The 17,269-nt window shown below is 42.5% G+C and carries 12 protein-coding genes and 1 riboswitch; of the genes, 6 read left to right on the forward strand and 6 right to left on the reverse strand.

The window, feature by feature from the left end:
* Nucleotides 1–36: 36 nt before the first annotated feature.
* Nucleotides 37–216: riboswitch (cobalamin riboswitch) on the reverse strand.
* 294 nt (nucleotides 217–510) lie between these two features.
* Genes ACIZ62_RS17190 through ACIZ62_RS17200 form a run of 3 tightly spaced genes read left to right on the forward strand, consistent with a single transcriptional unit; the run spans nucleotide 511 to nucleotide 1,890 of the window.
* Nucleotides 511–975 (forward strand): MarR family winged helix-turn-helix transcriptional regulator, encoded by a 465-nt coding sequence (locus tag ACIZ62_RS17190; protein ID WP_414150745.1) that lies wholly within the window; start codon nucleotides 511–513, stop codon nucleotides 973–975.
* A 14-nt stretch (nucleotides 976–989) separates the two neighbouring features.
* Nucleotides 990–1,376 (forward strand): FMN-binding protein, encoded by a 387-nt coding sequence (locus tag ACIZ62_RS17195; RefSeq protein WP_322519022.1) that lies wholly within the window; start codon nucleotides 990–992, stop codon nucleotides 1,374–1,376.
* A 22-nt stretch (nucleotides 1,377–1,398) separates the two neighbouring features.
* Complete coding sequence (locus tag ACIZ62_RS17200; RefSeq protein WP_414150746.1) at nucleotides 1,399–1,890, forward strand: flavodoxin domain-containing protein; 492 nt, start codon at nucleotides 1,399–1,401, stop codon at nucleotides 1,888–1,890.
* Here ACIZ62_RS17200 and ACIZ62_RS17205 read toward each other — a convergent pair.
* The 5 genes from ACIZ62_RS17205 to ACIZ62_RS17225 form a co-directional block, all read right to left on the reverse strand.
* On the reverse strand, nucleotides 1,881–4,820 hold the full coding sequence (locus tag ACIZ62_RS17205; RefSeq protein ID WP_322519020.1) for a response regulator: 2,940 nt from the start codon (nucleotides 4,818–4,820) through the stop codon (nucleotides 1,881–1,883). The two genes, ACIZ62_RS17200 and ACIZ62_RS17205, sit on opposite strands and share 10 nt — an antisense overlap.
* Nucleotides 4,820–5,917 (reverse strand): HD domain-containing phosphohydrolase, encoded by a 1,098-nt coding sequence (locus ACIZ62_RS17210; RefSeq protein WP_111888775.1) that lies wholly within the window; start codon nucleotides 5,915–5,917, stop codon nucleotides 4,820–4,822. Before ACIZ62_RS17210 ends, ACIZ62_RS17205 begins: the two co-directional genes overlap by 1 nt.
* 248 nt (nucleotides 5,918–6,165) lie before the next feature.
* Nucleotides 6,166–7,110, reverse strand: a complete 945-nt coding sequence (locus ACIZ62_RS17215; RefSeq protein WP_322519019.1) for a serine acetyltransferase — start codon at nucleotides 7,108–7,110, stop codon at nucleotides 6,166–6,168.
* Nucleotides 7,111–7,290: 180 nt separating this feature from the next.
* The gene (locus tag ACIZ62_RS17220) at nucleotides 7,291–8,427 is read right to left on the reverse strand and encodes a hypothetical protein (RefSeq protein WP_111888773.1); all 1,137 of its coding nucleotides are present in this window, start codon (nucleotides 8,425–8,427) and stop codon (nucleotides 7,291–7,293) included.
* Nucleotides 8,428–8,696: 269 nt separating this feature from the next.
* Nucleotides 8,697–9,497 carry a chemotaxis protein CheW gene (locus ACIZ62_RS17225; RefSeq protein WP_111888772.1) on the reverse strand — a complete coding sequence of 267 codons (801 nt, stop codon included), beginning with the start codon at nucleotides 9,495–9,497 and terminating at the stop codon, nucleotides 8,697–8,699.
* Between the two features lie 400 nt (nucleotides 9,498–9,897).
* Here ACIZ62_RS17225 and ACIZ62_RS17230 point away from each other — a divergent pair, with 400 nt between their 5' ends.
* Nucleotides 9,898–11,292 (forward strand): aspartate ammonia-lyase, encoded by a 1,395-nt coding sequence (locus tag ACIZ62_RS17230; RefSeq protein WP_414150747.1) that lies wholly within the window; start codon nucleotides 9,898–9,900, stop codon nucleotides 11,290–11,292.
* A 20-nt stretch (nucleotides 11,293–11,312) separates the two neighbouring features.
* Nucleotides 11,313–12,563 carry a [FeFe] hydrogenase H-cluster maturation GTPase HydF gene (gene hydF, locus ACIZ62_RS17235; RefSeq protein WP_414150748.1) on the forward strand — a complete coding sequence of 417 codons (1,251 nt, stop codon included), beginning with the start codon at nucleotides 11,313–11,315 and terminating at the stop codon, nucleotides 12,561–12,563.
* 25 nt (nucleotides 12,564–12,588) lie between these two features.
* Here hydF and ACIZ62_RS17240 read toward each other — a convergent pair whose 3' ends face one another.
* Nucleotides 12,589–15,672, reverse strand: coding sequence for an EAL domain-containing protein (locus ACIZ62_RS17240; protein ID WP_414150749.1), 3,084 nt, complete (start codon nucleotides 15,670–15,672; stop codon nucleotides 12,589–12,591).
* Between the two features lie 212 nt (nucleotides 15,673–15,884).
* Here ACIZ62_RS17240 and ACIZ62_RS17245 point away from each other — a divergent pair, with 212 nt between their 5' ends.
* Entirely contained in the window at nucleotides 15,885–17,255 is a 1,371-nt protein-coding gene (locus tag ACIZ62_RS17245) for a PhoH family protein (protein WP_111888769.1), read from the forward strand.
* Nucleotides 17,256–17,269 lie beyond the last annotated feature (14 nt).

Below are 17,269 nucleotides of genomic sequence, written 5' to 3' on the forward strand. Positions count from 1 at the left end.
TAATGATACATTGAACACCCTCTATCACGCGTAGAGTCTGGTGCATTTAATAACGGCGGGTAATCTGACTCCGGTTTGAACGTTCAGAAACAAACAGCTTAACTTGTTTATTTTCTTTTAACATCTCACCATTACAGCGGCGGGACCGTGCAGGATTCACACCTGCTTCCCCCAAACTGCACCTGTTGGCACAGCACCATTATCTCATTATTTTGTTGTTTGTATTTTACCACATACAATATGTAGTGTCAAACTGATTTATAATGCAAACGTTAATCACTATTTCAATCAAGTAACATCATCCCTATCGTGAACTTTTTTGCTTGTTTATGATAACATAAATTTAAAAATTTCTACCGTTAAATTTTTTGCAAACCCTTTCAAATTTTGCAGTCTTAACTTTCTTCAGAAATATATATATTCGGCTGATAAGTATTGACAGACGAAAATAGGTAAGGTATTATCTATTAAGGTAAGGTCTTACCTTAATAGAAGCGAGGAGGTTATATTTTGGACCATATCGACTCAATGACCGATCAAAAATTCATCTTTGGCAGTATTCAAGTCGTTGCCAACCAGATGACCACCCAACTGGAGCGGGAACTAAGAGAATACAATTTAACAACCAAGCAGTGGCTGCTCACGATTGTCGTTGCGAATACCTTTGATCATAACCCCACCATCAAAGAAGTCGCCAAAGGAATGGGCAGTTCTCATCAGAACGTCAAGCAGGTAGCTCTGAAGTTAGAACAAAAAGGCTTCATTGTTATGGAAAAAGACCCTCAAGATGCCCGAATCACCCGGATCAAACTAACCGACGCCGTCGATTCTTTCGGTAACGAAAGTCAGGCCAAAGCAGTGATTTTTACTGAAAAATTATTTAACGGCATCTCGGCAGAGGAGCTGGCTATAACTCGGTCAACCCTTGCAATGATACTGACAAACCTGGAAAAGATGGATCAAGAATCAAGATAACAGGAGGAAAATACGTGAAAAAAGCAATGATTATTATTCTCAGTATTCTGGGCGTATTGGTACTGGTAGGTGCCGGCGGATTTTTTTATCTCACCAGCGGCCTGGAATCTGGGGAAAACCTGGCAATCAATCCGGTAGATCTACAAAAAATTGAAGATGGCACCTATGCCGGTGTTTACGAATCTGGACGTTGGACCAATGAGGTTGCCGTCAGTGTGGCCAATCATCAGATTACATCAATTGATGTGGTCAAAGCCGTCACCATGGAATCTCCAGATGTGACCAGTACGATTATCAACCAAGTCATTAAAATACAAAATACCACTGTCGATACAGTCAGCGGTGCCACGGTTACCAGCAAAGCCTATCTCAAATCCATTGAAAATGCCTTAACTCAATAAGATGCAAAGAAAGGAAATGCCCATGAAAACCATGATACTTTATGCCAGTAAATATGGCTTTACCGCGGACTGCGTCGCAGAACTAAAAAAGAACTTAAACGGAGAAACCCGACTCGTCAATATCAATTCTGATAAAATTCCTGCTCTGGACGACTACGATACAGTCTTAATCGGCGGTTCTATTTACATTGGACAGATTGACAAGAAAATAAAAAAATACTGTCTTTCACATTTAGATGAACTGAAAAACAAAACTCTGGGCTTTTTTATCTCCTGTGGTTCGGCTGAAACAATCGATACTTATTTTAAAGACTCTTTTCCCGACATCCTGCTCGAAAAAGCCCTTACTCTCGATAATTTTGGTGGCGAAATGAGACCGGATAAAATGAAGTTTTTTCATAAGTTCGTGTCAAACATGGTCGAGAAGTCTGCCCAAAAGGATAACACGTCTCCGATGAAGCCGTTGCCCGAAAGCATTCTTCGGATGGCAAATACGATCAATACTCATTCCTGACCGCCACTATCTTCAGCTGGCTCGATTGTATCCAGCAGTAGCTTCATAGCCGCAACAAACTGAGGATAGAAATTGATGATTTCTTTTTCTGCCCCGCTTTCAAGTGCTTTCTGGAAGTCTTTGGCGATTTCAAACAGTTGTTTGGCACCAATGCTTCCAGAACTGCTTTTAACCTTATGAACGATCTGGGCTGCCTCCTGAAAGCTTTCAGCTTTGATGGCAAAATCCAGATTTTCTATCACTTCCTGATTTTCATTGAAATAGGCTTTTAAAACACGCTCATAAAGTACCGCGTTATCTCCCATGTATCGGAGTCCTTCTTCCCGGTCAAGCACCGGGGCATCCGCCACTTTTCGGCTGTTTTGTTCGATGCTCTGGCTGTTAGCTTCTTTAATTCTGTTTTCTTTGCCCTTTGTTTCAGCGCTTGCAATTTTTCGGATGGTTTCCACAAATTTTTCAGGATTAAAGGGTTTACTGATATAGTGATGAATACCATAAGATTCGCATTTTTCCTTAACCCCCTCAATCACATCAGCCGTCATGGCCACAATCGGAATCTCAACCGAAAGTTCCCTGATTTGCTGGGCTGCTTCATAACCGTTAAGTACTGGCATATGCAGATCCATTAGAATTAAATCAATCTCTGTGCGATGTACCTTAAACAGATCAATCCCTTCTTGCCCGTCATTACCCAACCAGACCCGGAATCCCGCCGGCTCCAGTAATGATTTTGCAATAAGCTGATTGGTTTTATTGTCTTCTACTACCAGAATACCATAATTATTTTCAAGGCTATCCTTATCTTCCTGTTTAAATACCTGATTGGCGACAATGGCTTTGGTTCTGAAAATTTCCAGAATACCATTGTATAAAACTGATGGGATAATCGGCTTTCCGATACCGATATCCACCCCCTGGCTATCCAGTTTATCAAACAAGTCTTCCCGCATCATTGGCAACAGCATAATAACCCTGGGCTTTTTCAAGATTTTCCTGTTGTCCTGAATCATTTCCACAAACTTGAACCCACCGCCGGCAGGGGTATTATAATCCAGAATCAGCAGATCAAAGGGCTCTGAAAACTTACCATTTTCCAACTCCAGCATATTGACGACACTGGCCGGAGAAGTTGTCAGTTCACAATGCATCCCAAAGGCGCCTAAGTAACTGTCAATTATATTCATATTTGCGCCGGTCTTTTCCAGTACCAGCGTTTTAATGTCATTGAAATACAAGGATGAGACCTGTTGTTCATATTCCTGCTCTTTTTTCTGATCTTTTTCCAATGATAATTCAACGATAAACGTTGAACCTTCGCCCTCTGTACTGTAAACCGCGATCTCCCCATTCATCATTTCCACCAGACTTTTGACAATCGAAAGGCCCAGCCCAGTACCACCAAAACGACGATTAATGCTGGCATCACCCTGGGCAAAGGGTTCGAAAAGGTTTTTTATCTGTTCATCAGACATGCCAATGCCGGTATCACTAACCGTAAAGGCGAGATGGTAAAAATTGGATTCTCGCGCTACCAATCGGACATCAACCGCGACTTCCCCAGTCATCGTAAACTTGGTGGCATTGTTGATCAGGTTTAGTAAAATCTGTTCAATCCGTTTAGCATCGCCAAAATAACAGTTTGGTATTTTAGGATCCTTACTCAATTTAAAGCCAAGTTGTTGCTCTTCAATTTTATAAGAAACGATGTTAATCACATCCTGAATCACCAGATCCAGATTAAACGCAACACGCTCCAATTCGATTTTCCCAGCTTCAATTTTTGAAAAATCAAGAATGTCATTAATAATACTGAGCATTGTATTGGCCGATTGGGTAATGCGATCTAAATACATCTTCTGGGTCAGGGTTACCTGCGTTTTCTTTACCAGATATGCCATACCGGTAATCGCATTAAGAGGGGTTCTGATTTCATGGGACATCCGTGCCAAAAAACTGGATTTGATATTATTGGCGGCCTCGGCTTCCTGTTTGGCCTGTTCCAGATCCGTCTGAATTTTTTTACGCTTTTCAATTTCTCTTCGCAGTCTCAAAATCCAGTAAATTGAGACCAGCCAGATTAGTATAATCACCCCGCTGGTTATCAGGATCGCCTGATAAATGGGTCCGTAATCTGGTTCCACCGTGGCCCCAACCCACTTACTGTTAATGGCAATCCGCTCTTCCGGCGTAATGGTTGCCAGGGTTTTATCAATAATACCAATCAGCACCGGCCAGTCATTACGCACGCTAAAATATAACCCCTGCTGTTGCTCGGCTTCAAAAGCAACGTATTTCAAATTGGTCAAACCGGTTGAATTAATAAGGTAGTTGGTGGTCGCCAGATTCCCCATAAAAGCCGTTTCTGTGCCGTTGGCAACGGCGGTTAGGGCCGCTTCAACGGAATCGTACAGGCTTAGATTAATCTGCGGGTACTCGGCCAGATAGCTGTGATGGGAGCTATTCTTTTGAACTGCCACCGTTTGCCGATATAAATCTTCAATACTACTGATATTTTCGGTCGACTCTCTGATAACAATAACCCGTTTAAAATAATAATACGGTTCTGAAAATAAAAAATACTGTTCTCTGGCCGACGTTTTAGAAATCGCCGGAAGCATATCGACCTCACCATGAAGGGCTTTTTCATAAGCTTCGGTCCAGGTCAGCCCTTTAATCACTTGCATCTCTAAGCCTGTTTTTTCGCTGATTATTTCAAGATAATCTGAGGTAATACCCTGATAGGTGCCATCGTTATCAAAAAATTCAAAGGGCACAAACATCGGATCAACGCCCAGGCGGATCACCGGATGCTCCTCCATAAAGGCCAGCTCTTCTGCTGTCCAATCGATGCTATCATCACGGGCATAACAAAAAGAAGGGAAACCGATAATCAAGATAAGTAACATGATTAAGCGACCCAATCTTTTCATCACAATGTCTCCACTTCATGGATCTCCTGTATAAATTTACGGGAAATCTCAGCTACCTGCTCTTTAATTTCCAAAAATCCCACCACGATATCAGGATCAAAATGCTTGCCACTTTCGCTTATGATCAAATCAATGCTGTAGTCAAAATCATAAGCCGGTTTATAAATTCGTTTGCTGGTCAGGGCATCATAAACATCAATAATAGCCATCAGACGTCCCGGCAGAGGAATCGCACCCCCCAATAACCCATTGGGATAACCAGTTCCGTCATATTTTTCATGATGCGCACCGACAATTTCCATCGCCGTTTTGATAAAGCTGGGAACGTCTTCATCACAATAGATTTCGTTTTGCAGCGCGTTGACTCCATAGTTCACATGTTTTTTCATGATCGTAAACTCATCATCCGTGAGCCTTCCGGGTTTTAATAAAATATTATCGGGAATACCTACCTTGCCGATATCATGGAGAGGCGTGGTGGTTACCAGCTCCTTGACATAGGCTTCGGTAAGGATGTCTTTGTATTTATCCTTCGTTTTTAAATGGTCACAAAGAATTTTCATAATCAATTGGGTTCTTATCGTATGTCTGGATGATTCAACATTGCGAACTTCCAGTAGCCCAACCAGGGCCTGGATGGTAATATCCCGAGTCGCTGCCACCTCTCTGGTTTTCTTTAAAACCATGGCATCCAGCCGCTCATTATCCTGCTCAATCATTTTTTGAACCTGTTTTAATTTGATATGAATATTAATCCGAATCAGCAGCGACTGAATATTGAGTGGTTTTCTGATATAGTCAACCGCCCCTAATTCCAGACCTTTGACCTCATTGTCAATCTCGTCATAGTTTGTCAGAATAATGGTGCGGATCTTTCGAAACTCCGGATTTTCCTGCATTGCTTCTAGCACCTCAAAACCATTCATTCTGGGCATGTTTAAATCAAGAATCACCAGATCGATATCCGGGTTTTTTTCAATCAACGCCATGGCATCCAAGCCATCACAGGCGGTCAGCGTATGATAATCCGCTAACATGGTGCTGATAATCAGCCGATCCGTGGTTGAATCATCCACAATCAATATCTTTGTGCTCATTGTTCCCCCCTAAACTTTTTTTGATTGATTCCTTGATAACTATTTATTTCATTTTATCATAATGATGCTTGTTTTTTTCAGTTCAAACTAATATTCTTAATTTACCCCGTCTCCCCACGCTTAAACGGTGACTTAAAAAAGTTTCAAAATCCAATTAGATTTTGAAACTTTTTTAATGTGCTTTTATTCTAAGGTAAGTGGATTAAAACACGCCAACAGTACCACTTTTTAGTTATGCCTGTGATGATTTAAATTACCCAATCAAAGGCTGCCATGGACTGTTCCTTTGTTTCATGTCCAGAAAAATGGAGTTCTGGTGTTTTTATGCTAACCTTTGTCCCTTCCAGCACTGATTTTGTAATAAATACATTACTGCCAATGACAACCCCTTTTCCAACAACCGTCTCGCCCCCCAAAATGGAGGCCCCTGAGTAAACGGTCACCTCATCTTCCAGACAGGGATGGCGTCGCACCCCTCTTAATTTTTGTCCACCTCGGGTTGAGAGTGCCCCCAGGGTCACACCCTGATAAATTTTTACATGCTCACCAATAATGGCGGTTTCCCCAATAACCACGCCAGTGCCATGATCAATGAAAAAATACTTACCGATGGTGGCCCCGGGATGGATGTCAATACCAGTAATATTATGAGCGTATTCACTCATAATTCTGGGGATCAGTGGCACCGAGAGTTTGTAAAGTTCATGAGCGAGGCGGTGAATGCTGATAGCAAAAACGCCCGGATAACAAAACACAATTTCATCTTTACTCTTTGCAGCAGGATCTCCATCAAAGGCGGCAATCACATCGGTTGCCAGAAACTCCCGGATCTGAGGGATTTTGCTCATAAATTCGTAGCAGATTCTTTCCGCTTCCAGTCGATAATGTTCTTCATCCCGATTTTCTGCTCCCCCGGCCTGATGCTTAAGTGCCAGGGCAAACTGTTTGGTCAGACTTTCAATAATACAGACCAATAACTCTCCAATGTGATAATCCTGTATTTCTCTGCGAAAATTAGTTCTGCCAAAATAACTGGGGAAAACAAGCTGCCGCAACGCTTTTGTTGTATCGATAATCACACTTCGGTTGGGTAAAAAGCCTAAATCATGGGGCGCTATATAACATTCCTTTTTATAACTCTCTGAAATACTGTCTACCAGGGCGCCTATTTTTGTTTTATATTCGTTACTCATGACGTTACCTTCTCTTTTCTCTTATTTTTGTTCTTTTGAATCGATCATTAAACCAAATTAAGTTTCCTTAAAAATTTATCTTTATTATACTACAAAATCCATCTAAGTCTGGAAAAACAACAAGGATTAACCCCTTTAAATTCTAGGGGTTAATCCTCGGTTTTATTCCTTACCTGGTAGTTAGTACCTATATACCGCAGCAAGATCGCTTTGGGTTGGCATCTCTTCCTTTTCTAAAATCAACACCTCACCGCCCCGGCTCAGAACCACCTCAGCCATGTCATCGTAGACATCCCCGACTCGGGGGTTCTCAATTTTGCCCTGGACGATAGTGCCCTGATTGGGATCAAAAAGTCCCGGATGAACGGTGTTTTCCTCCAGGTATAGGGTCGCGACCCGACCTTCGGCAATGGCTCTACCAATTTGGACCAAATCATCGGACCCCAAGTCCTTGGCGTGAGCTTCGGTAAAAATGTCCATTCGTTCTTTTAATTCCTTTTTAAACAGTTCCTTCATCACGCTTTGGATTTTTTCTTGAAAACTCTTTTTATCCAGTGACACGCCATCAATTTTTATCCCGTGATCAATCAGATAATTATTCTTTGACAGCTTTCTGAATTCACCCTGATGTTCATCTAACCCCACCAGGATCAGTGGTATCTTATATGTATGGGAATACTGTTCTAGAATAAAGGCATCAACATAACGGAAAAATTTTTCCTGATCAACCTTCCGCTCATCTTTGGCACCGCCATGGCCATGATACATCGCTTGGTCTCCACCAATACTGGCCACGGAAAGATGAGGAGCGGTTTTTTCAGTTCCCAAAACCCCTTCCATGGTTGAGTCTTGTTCTGCCACCGGTATTTCATGGATTCCATAGCGATCAGCTTCATAGAGGATAAAATTATCCCGATTGAGTCCTAACACGTGATAATGACCATAAGATTGAAAACTCCTTAAGATCGGTTTTATATAATAGCTGTCTGACACTATTGCCAGGCTTTTTGTTTTTACTGGCAGCTTATAGACAATGCATTCTTCTTCATCACCCAGAATTGCCAAACTTTCAGTGGCACCTTCCCAGAACAATGCATCCTCCTCCATTTCTTTAAACAGCAAAAACAACTCTTTAAATCCTTTGAATTCCTTGTCTTTTAACGAAGCCTGGACTTCTTTGACGAGATTTTTAAAACGGATGGGATTTTCCAGACGATCCGGTTTCTTTATGTTTGTTTCCACATAGATGGAAATAACCGGCCTCTTTCCTTTTTCCATCATAGGATGGGGAAATTCTCTAATGATTTGATAGTTCATCTACAAATCCTCCTCTCTGATTTATAAAGTATTTACCCGTTTTTTTTACTAAATCACACTTTTTTTCTTCGCTGCTAAATAAGCACGGCCCTTCCAAGTGATTATACGTCTCTTAAACCTTCTTAATTTTAAAGACTGTTATCCTTTCTCGATTTATTAAACACAAAAAAAAGAAGGCGCGTTTTCCTCACCTTCTTTTTTTTGTAATTATATTTTAGCACGTCTTTTTTTAAGCATTAACTCTAAGATTACGGTTTTTAGCTGAACTTTTATAAGTTCAGGAAATATTGCTCATCTAAAATAAATACTGGCGAGCCGTCCTTGGAACGCTTCCCTAAAAATAAACTTTCGTGAGATTGATGGGTCACCGAATCCAAGGTGGTTTCCCGATCTTCTTCAATCGGTTCGATAGCAAATACCTCATCTACAGTCAGTCCGATTTCTTTGCTACCTGTGGAATCTTCAAGAACAATGACAACTTCCCGTTTGGTATCTGAATATTCCCTACATAACGAATTAAAAAGGTTAATCATTTTTTTTAATTCGCGGTTTTTGGCTTTGTTAATGGTTTCCGAAGCTTTGTCATATTCGCCCTTATCAACAAGGTTTCGAACCTCAACCCCCACGGCATGTATTTGTTTATGTGGCGCGTCAAATTTTTTCAACAAATGATTTAAGGTCAGGTCATTCGTTTCGAAGTGATCATACCATTTGCCAAAGGCACAGGCATGCGGATCTGTGGTTAGCTTAAACTCACGCTTTTCCAAAACGGAGTTTTCCAGTTCATTAAGCCAGTTGATATGATCTTCCTTTCGGGTTTTCATTAGCATTTTTAATTTTGCAATTTCCTCTTCTACTGTCGGCAGACCGTAAAATTTCCGGGTATCAATAATTGGTACAATTCTCCCCCGTAAATTAACTGCTCCCTTCATGTAGTCGGACATACCTGGCATCCGAATTAAATTTTCGATAATAAAAATGGATTGAATGTACTGACTGGACACACCATAGACACTCTGTTCCAGATTAAAAAGCGCCCATGGGTATGTTGTTGTCTCTAATTCACTCATTGCAGGCCTCCCGATTTATATTGTGTTGATTAAATGTTTATTACAAACTCGTTAAACTCTATGTTAGTTAAACCTGCTTAAATAGTCAAGAAAAAAGATTGTTAATTTTAAGAAAAAAACACCGCTGTCGCTATTGCAAAATAATACCCTAACCCGACTTTGACAAACCCACCAAACAATGCTAAGATTGCCTTATTAAACTGAAAACGTTATATTGTTGCTATTATCCTGACCGAAAAGATTTTTCTGACCGGAAAGGTGCGAAATTGGCAAGTTTATTTGATTTAATATTTTTTATATTTTATTTTAATAAACATCCTAATGCTATTACGCTCTCTTTCCGTCCTTTTTTCGGAAAGAGAGTTTTTTTATCTTTGATTTTGTTGAAATGAGGAAAAAGATGCGAACAGAACACGATTTATTGGGCCAACGGGACGTGCCCGTTGATGCTTACTACGGCATCCATACCGTTCGGGCCCGGGAAAATTTTTCTATCACCGGCATTCCCATTCATAAAGAGTTAGTGGAAGCCCTGGTGGTGATCAAGAAAGCGGCAGCCCTTACCAATATTAGCATTGGTGCCCTGGATGCAAAAAAGGGCGAAGCCATCACGGCAGCCTGTGACGAGATCCTAACCGGCGCGCTGCGAAGCCAGTTTGTCGTGGATTGTATGCAGGGGGGCGCCGGCACCTCTGCCAATATGAATGTCAACGAGGTGATTGCCAACCGGGCTATTGAGCGCCTGGGCGGACAAAAAGGGGATTATCATTTGATTCATCCCCTGGATCATGTCAATCTTCACCAATCCACCAATGATGTCTTTCCAACGGCGGTACGGATTGCCGCCATCCGACTGTTAAAGCCGGTAACTGAATCCTTTGCCAACCTGCAATCAGCGCTCCAGGAAAAAGAAGAAGAATTCTCCCGGGTCATCAAAGCCGGACGGACTCAGCTTCAGGATGCGGTACCGGTAACCCTGGGCCAGGAGTTTGGCGCCTGGGCTCAGGCTATTTCCCGGGATCGCTGGCGACTTTACAAAGCCGAAGAACGACTCAGGCAGGTAAACATCGGTGGTACTGCCGTAGGCACCGGATTAAATGCGCCCCGTTCTTACATCTTTACGATGATTGAAAAACTCCGGGATCTCACCGGCATCAGCCTGGCCCGGACCGATTACATGATGGATCCGACCCAGAACTGCGATGTCTTTGTGGAAGTTTCCGGCCTGTTAAAAACCGCCGCCGTCAACCTGTCCAAAATTGCCAATGATCTGCGACTGCTTTCCTCGGGCCCTTACACCGGCATTGGTGAAATCACCTTACCCGCAGCGCAGGCCGGGTCTTCAATTATGCCGGGAAAGGTCAATCCGGTCATTCCTGAGGCTGTCAATCAGGTGGCCTTTCAGATTATCGCCAATGACACCGCGATTACTCTGGCCGCCATGTCGGGGCAATTAGAACTCAATGCCTTCCTGCCAGTGATTGCCAAAAATCTGTTTGAAGAACTTAATCTGCTCGATCACACCCTGCCGATCTTTATTAAACGCTGCATTGAGGGAATCACCGCCAACACGCAAACCTGTCGGGAACATCTGGAAAACAGTACCGTGATGCTCACTGCCCTCACGCCCATTCTCGGGTATGACAAGGGCACCGAAGCGGCCCTGATATTAAAAGAAACGGGACAATCCATTCGCGATATTATCCTTGAAAAAAATTGGATGACCGCAGCTGAACTCGAGGCCCTTTTAAAACCGGAACGACTGACCTCACCCAATACAGATAAAAAGCACTGATCGAAAGGAAATAAAAAGTTATGAATGTGAATAGCATGAATGAAACCCCCATGTCCAGCCGGATGGCGATTGGTCTTTTTGGCAAACGAAATGCTGGAAAGTCTTCGCTGATCAATGCCCTCACCGACCAATCGGTGGCGGTTATTTCGGATGTGGCCGGAACCACCACTGACCCGGTTTACAAAACCATGGAACTGCTGCCGATTGGCCCGGTCGTCTTTATTGACACCGCCGGTCTGGATGACACCGGAGAACTGGGGATGTTGCGAATTGAAAAAACCTACGAGGTGCTCAGGAAATGTCATTTTGCCATTGTGGTCGCTGATATTGAAACCGGCATTACTGAATTTGAAGAAGAATTTATTGACCAGTTAATTAAGCGAAAAATCCCCAGCGTTTTTGTGCTTAATAAAGCCGATAAGGGTTGTCCAGCTCCTGAAGAAATTGAAGCTTTGAAAAAAACACTTAAAATCCCCTTATCCTTTACCAGTGTTTATAATGGTAGTGGGATTAAAGCCGTTAAGCAAATGATCATCGACCACGCCAACTATGAAGATGTCGAACCAGCGCTGGTTGGGGATCTGATCGAATCTGGTGATATGGTGGTACTGGTTACCCCGATCGACAAATCCGCTCCCAAAGGCCGACTGATTCTGCCCCAGCAGCAAACCATCCGGGACATCCTTGAAAAAGATGCGGTGGCCATGATCACCAAGGAACACGAGCTAAAACACACCCTGGAAAACCTGGCTAAGCCTCCAGCCCTTGTCATCACTGATTCCCAGGCCTTTCTGAAGGTCTCGGCCGACACCCCAACCGATATACCGCTGACCTCCTTTTCGATCCTGTTTGCCCGCCAAAAAACGGATCTGGCCGAAATGGTTAAGGGGATCAAACGGATTGAGCAATTAGCCCCCGGGGATAAGGTGCTGATCGTCGAAGGCTGTACCCATCACCGCCAGGCCGATGATATTGGCAAGGTCAAAATCCCTCGCTGGATCCGCCAGATTACCGGCTGTGATATTGAATTTCACTGGGCTTCGGGCGCTCATTATCCCAAGGATATTGGCGAATATGCGGTTATTGTCCACTGCGGCGGCTGTATGCTCAACCGCCGGGAAATGCAGTACCGGGTTCACACCGCCAGAAATAAAGGGGTTCACATCACCAACTACGGGATGCTGATTGCCTATGTACAGGGCATCTTAAGCCGAGCTCTGGAGCCCTTCCCGGCCGCCAAACTGGCCTTGGAAGAAAATCAGTTAAACTGAATAAACCGACATCCTGATGCCTTAATCAGGATGTCGATCCATTTTGTCGCAGCACCGCTGCCATCTCATCTGCCGGCAATGGATGATAGTAATAGAATCCCTGTATCGTGTCACACTGATTTTCTTTTAGAAAATTAACCTGTTCTTCGGTTTCAGCTCCTTCGGCAATTACATTTATTCCCAGATTTTTAGCCAGCTGGATAATTGTATTGACGATCGCCTGATCTTTTTCATTTCCGACGACGCCATCAATAAACTGCTTATCAATTTTCAGCTGGTCAACAGGCAGTCCTTTTAATCGGCTCAGAGATGAGTATTCGGTGCCGAAATCATCAATGGAAAGATATACCCCCAGCTTTTTTAGCTCGCTTAATATACAAATAACATAGCTGGATTTGTTGATGGCAATGTTTTCGGTCAGCTCCAATTCCAGATGCTTCGGTTTTAAATCGGCTTTTTTTAGTATCTTTTTAATCATGCCAATCAGCATCGGATTTCCAAATTGGCTAGCTGAGATATTAACAGCGATCCGTACCTGAGGCAGACCACTGTCCTGCCAAGCTTTATTTTGACTGCATGCTGTTTTTAACACCCATTCGCCAATGGGATTAATTAGCCCCGTTTGTTCGGCCAGAGGAATGATCACCTTGGGTAGAATTATCCCCAATTCAGGATGATTCCATCTCAGCAATGCCTCGACGGCGACGATCTTTCCGGTTTGCAAACAAACCTGTGGTTGATAGTAAACCTGCAATTCCTTATTTTCCAAGGCATGATACAAATTGCTGGTGAGCTTATTTCTTAACTTCACTTCTTCTTTAATCAGTAATGAACATAATACATAATTATTTTTTCCCTTTTCTTTCGCCTTATACATGGCAATATCGGCATTTTTTATCAATTCTTCCGTCGTTTCTCCATCCTTCGGATAAATCGCAACACCGGCATTAGCAGAGATATAGAATTCCTGGCCATTGACAATAAAGGCATGCTTAAATAAACCGGTCATCCGGCTGGTTACCTTTACGACCTCCTTTTCGCGGGAAATATTACTTAGCATGATTAAAAATCCGTCTCCCTCAAAACGACAAACCGTATCGGTTTGCTTTATTGATCGGACCAACTTCTGACTAACCTGAACCAAAAGTTCACTGCTACCCTCATGGCCCATGATATCATTGACGGTTTTAAAGCTATCAATATCCAAATAGATGATTCCGATCATTTCTTCTGTTTTTTTGGCTATTTCAATTTGCTCTGCAACACGTTCGCCAAAGAGTAACCGGTTAGGCCTTCCCGTTAGCTGATCATAGTAGGCGAGATAGGCAATCTCTTTTTCTGACTCAATCTTTAACATCGCGTCAGCTAAAAGATTGGCGATAATTTCCAGTAGATCCTTATGCTTGTTGCTAATCGTTTTCTCTTCTTTATCGATACTAAAGGCCAAAAACCCCCGGACATCGCCCTTGTAGGCAATGGGGATGGCTATGGTCACATTGCTGCAATAGTGTAAATCCTGATCATCGTCATTTTTTTCTCCCGGCTTATTTTCTTTATCAAAACGATAAGCGACTTTATTGGCCAATATTTCACTAATCCAGTCCGGAGCATCCGCTACGGCCATATCCTGATGTTTTTTTTTGTGAGACCCAAGTCCTTCTCTTCGCCACTCACTCTTGCAGTTGAACCTTTTTTTATCCTCACTAAAAAAGCATCGGCAGGCCCGATCTACGTCAAAAATATCGCCGCTTTTAGCCAACCATTTATCGGTTATCACATCAAAATTTTCTTTATTAACATTCAAAAAATCGGTGGATACCTGGGCGACCATTTTTTGAATCTTAATTTGTTCAGTATTCTCTTTCAAACGCTTAACGTATAAATCGTTGACAAAAAAGGCGACCCAAATCCCGATGCCAAACAGACCGATTCTAACGATATGATCCTTGCTATCAATATTCACAATCACCTGGGGATTGATGATAAAAACCAGAATCTGAGTTAAAAATATTGATACGGTAATCCCGACGATGGCAATACGATTGTTAAATACAAGGGCAATCAAAATCAGGATAAAGGGAAATGCCCAGATTGTCATACTGGCTGAACTGATAAACCGGAGCGTAATCACCGGAATGACAGCTACCAGAATCGCCAGAATAATCTTATTCTGATACTTCTTCACTGTCGCCATCCGTTGAATGATCTGAACGGCCAGTCCAATAATCAAAAGCAGGCTGCTGAATTGCAAAATTACCGTGAGATCGCCGCGTTTTTCCAAAAAATACTGAGAAATGATATTTAAAAAGCTGCCCGCAATAAAGGCCCCGGTCAGATAATCATAGATTTTTTTACGTGAAGCTGTATTTAAAATTATTTCGTCCTTGCTAAATGCCTTCATTTTGACCCATCCGTATTTTTTTATTGAATAAAAAATACCAGGCGTCACGATGTACATGATATTTGGAATCAACTGAAAAACAGCGATGGTCAAAAATAGTTGACTAAGCACCTCTAAAATAATGCCTACTCCAAGCGAAACGAAAAAACACAGCAAGATAAATCGTCCCTGTTTTTTATTGTGCTGATTTTGGGTGTTTTTTGTCCAGTCAGCTAATAGCACCAGCCCCACCAGGATGCAGCCAAAGTAGTATAGGTTATAAAACTGATCCCAGACATTATTTCCCAAATGATTGATCCAGCCAAAGGACGTACTTACTAAGTTATACTGAATAATGGCTAAGTTCCGGGACAGCGCAAAAACGTAAATTATCACTGCCGCCGGTATATAGATCAGAAAATAAAGCCACCCCTGTTTTAACAACTTATTCCGGTGGGTCAGAATTAACAAATAATGCAGGAGAATTCCTGGAAAGGTTCCCCAGCCCAATGCCGAAACCCGCCGCCAGAATAAACAGGTCTCATGATCCGGAGCCGAAACAGCCAGAGCAAAACCAATAGCCCAGACACTCATAAAAGTACACAATACAAAGAAAAGTCGATAACTTTTTTCTTTTGAATTATTTAAAACAACATAGCTGCCAAAAAAACCATAGCTGCAACCAAGCATGAAAAATATAAACGAAATCAGTAATGGTAATGCTTCCACAATTGCTCCTTTCCTATGACAAGATTTTGATCACAAGAATTAAGATGTCGCTGTATTTTTGATTCATACCCATAAATTTTCTAATCTTTCAAATATCTGCTCATCTGACTTGGTCTTAAATATTTAACATGTTCCAAACCTTCTTCGTGATTTTTTGGTGTACACTCAACTTGAAACTGCAAAACATAAAATAGATTTTATGGAGGTTTTTTATGCCAAAAACGTATGTACTTGATACCAATGTATTGATTCAATCCCCCCATGCGCTGTTCGCCTTCGAGGATAACCGAATTGTGCTGCCCATTGCCGTGCTGGAAGATTTGGACAAACTTAAAAACGAGGACGGTGAGCGGGGCGCCAACTCCCGACAGTCCATCCGCTTTTTGGAGCAATTGCGACAAAGAGGTAATTTGTTTGAAGGCGTCAGTCTGGACAATGGCGGAACAGTTAAGATCGAAGCAAATTTCGCTTCAATTGATCTTCCTTATGGTTTTCAAAGCAACTCCAATGATAACCGGATTTTAAAAGTCTGCAAGGGTCTCATTAATCAGGACGAGCCGGTAACTCTAATCACAAAAGATATTCTCCTCCGCTTAAAGTCCCAGATGCTTTCGATCCCCACCGAGGATTTCACCGCCGAACAATCCCCTCTTTTGCAGGACCAATACACCGGACGCATGGAAGTGTATGTCCCAGACGAAAAAATGGAAGATTTAAAGAAAAAAGGAATCGCCATTGAAAATTTATATTATCTGGATGCCCATAAAAATAAAACGGCTGTTGTCCCTGAATATAATCAGTTTTTTATTATCCATTCTGATATCAATGAAAGAAAAACCCTTCTTGGCCGATATAACGGCAAAAAGATTGTTGGTTTAAAAAGCCAGAATCAGGAACCTTTTGGGGTAAAACCTAAAAATGTCGGCCAGCGTTTTTTACAGGAAGCCCTGATGCAGGACGCCGAAACCGCACCACTGGTCATTGTGAAGGGCACTGCTGGAACGGCGAAAACCTTCTATTCTCTGGCTGTCGGTCTCCATCAAACCTTAGACCCGGATTTTACGGGCTATCGCAAGATATTAGTAACCCGACCCAATGTTCAATTTGATGATGAAATTGGCTTTCTTCCCGGCAATGAGCAGGAGAAAATTGCTCCGCTTCTCCGCCCCATTATTGATAATCTGGAAGTTCTGATGGATCGCAGTGACAAATCCCGGTTCCAGAATGAAATCGAAATGCGAAAAAAAATTGAAGAGCTTTTTGAACGCGGCATTATTACCGCCGAAGCGATGAATTTCATCCGGGGCCGCTCCATTACTCACACCTACCTGATTATCGATGAAGCCCAGAACCTCACCCCCAAACAAGTTAAAGGAATTATAACCCGTGTCGGCAAGGGTACCAAAGTGATTTTACTCGGTGACCCACAACAGATCGACCACCCTTTACTGGATGAAAAAACCAATGGTTTAAGCTATGCTTCTGACCGAATGAAGGGCAGTCCCCTGTGTTTCCAATTGACCATGCATGCTGATGAGTGTTTACGTTCGGCACTAGCATTTGATGCAACCCAACGCATGTAAAACAACAGCTGTAA

It is taken from the genome of Acetobacterium carbinolicum (assembly GCF_047456275.1).
GTDB classification, from domain to species: domain Bacteria; phylum Bacillota; class Clostridia; order Eubacteriales; family Eubacteriaceae; genus Acetobacterium; species Acetobacterium carbinolicum.

Bases quoted from the DNA above. Each gene is read 5' to 3' on its own strand.
- ACIZ62_RS17200 (WP_414150746.1), top strand. From the start codon at position 1,399: ATGAAAACCATGATACTTTATGCCAGTAAATATGGCTTTACCGCGGAC.
- ACIZ62_RS17205 (WP_322519020.1), bottom strand. From the start codon at position 4,820: ATGAAAAGATTGGGTCGCTTAATCATGTTACTTATCTTGATTATCGGT.
- ACIZ62_RS17210 (WP_111888775.1), bottom strand. From the start codon at position 5,917: ATGAGCACAAAGATATTGATTGTGGATGATTCAACCACGGATCGGCTG.
- ACIZ62_RS17215 (WP_322519019.1), bottom strand. From the start codon at position 7,110: ATGAGTAACGAATATAAAACAAAAATAGGCGCCCTGGTAGACAGTATT.
- ACIZ62_RS17220 (WP_111888773.1), bottom strand. From the start codon at position 8,427: ATGAACTATCAAATCATTAGAGAATTTCCCCATCCTATGATGGAAAAA.
- ACIZ62_RS17225 (WP_111888772.1), bottom strand. From the start codon at position 9,497: ATGAGTGAATTAGAGACAACAACATACCCATGGGCGCTTTTTAATCTG.
- ACIZ62_RS17230 (WP_414150747.1), top strand. From the start codon at position 9,898: ATGCGAACAGAACACGATTTATTGGGCCAACGGGACGTGCCCGTTGAT.
- hydF (WP_414150748.1), top strand. From the start codon at position 11,313: ATGAATGTGAATAGCATGAATGAAACCCCCATGTCCAGCCGGATGGCG.
- ACIZ62_RS17245 (WP_111888769.1), top strand. From the start codon at position 15,885: ATGCCAAAAACGTATGTACTTGATACCAATGTATTGATTCAATCCCCC.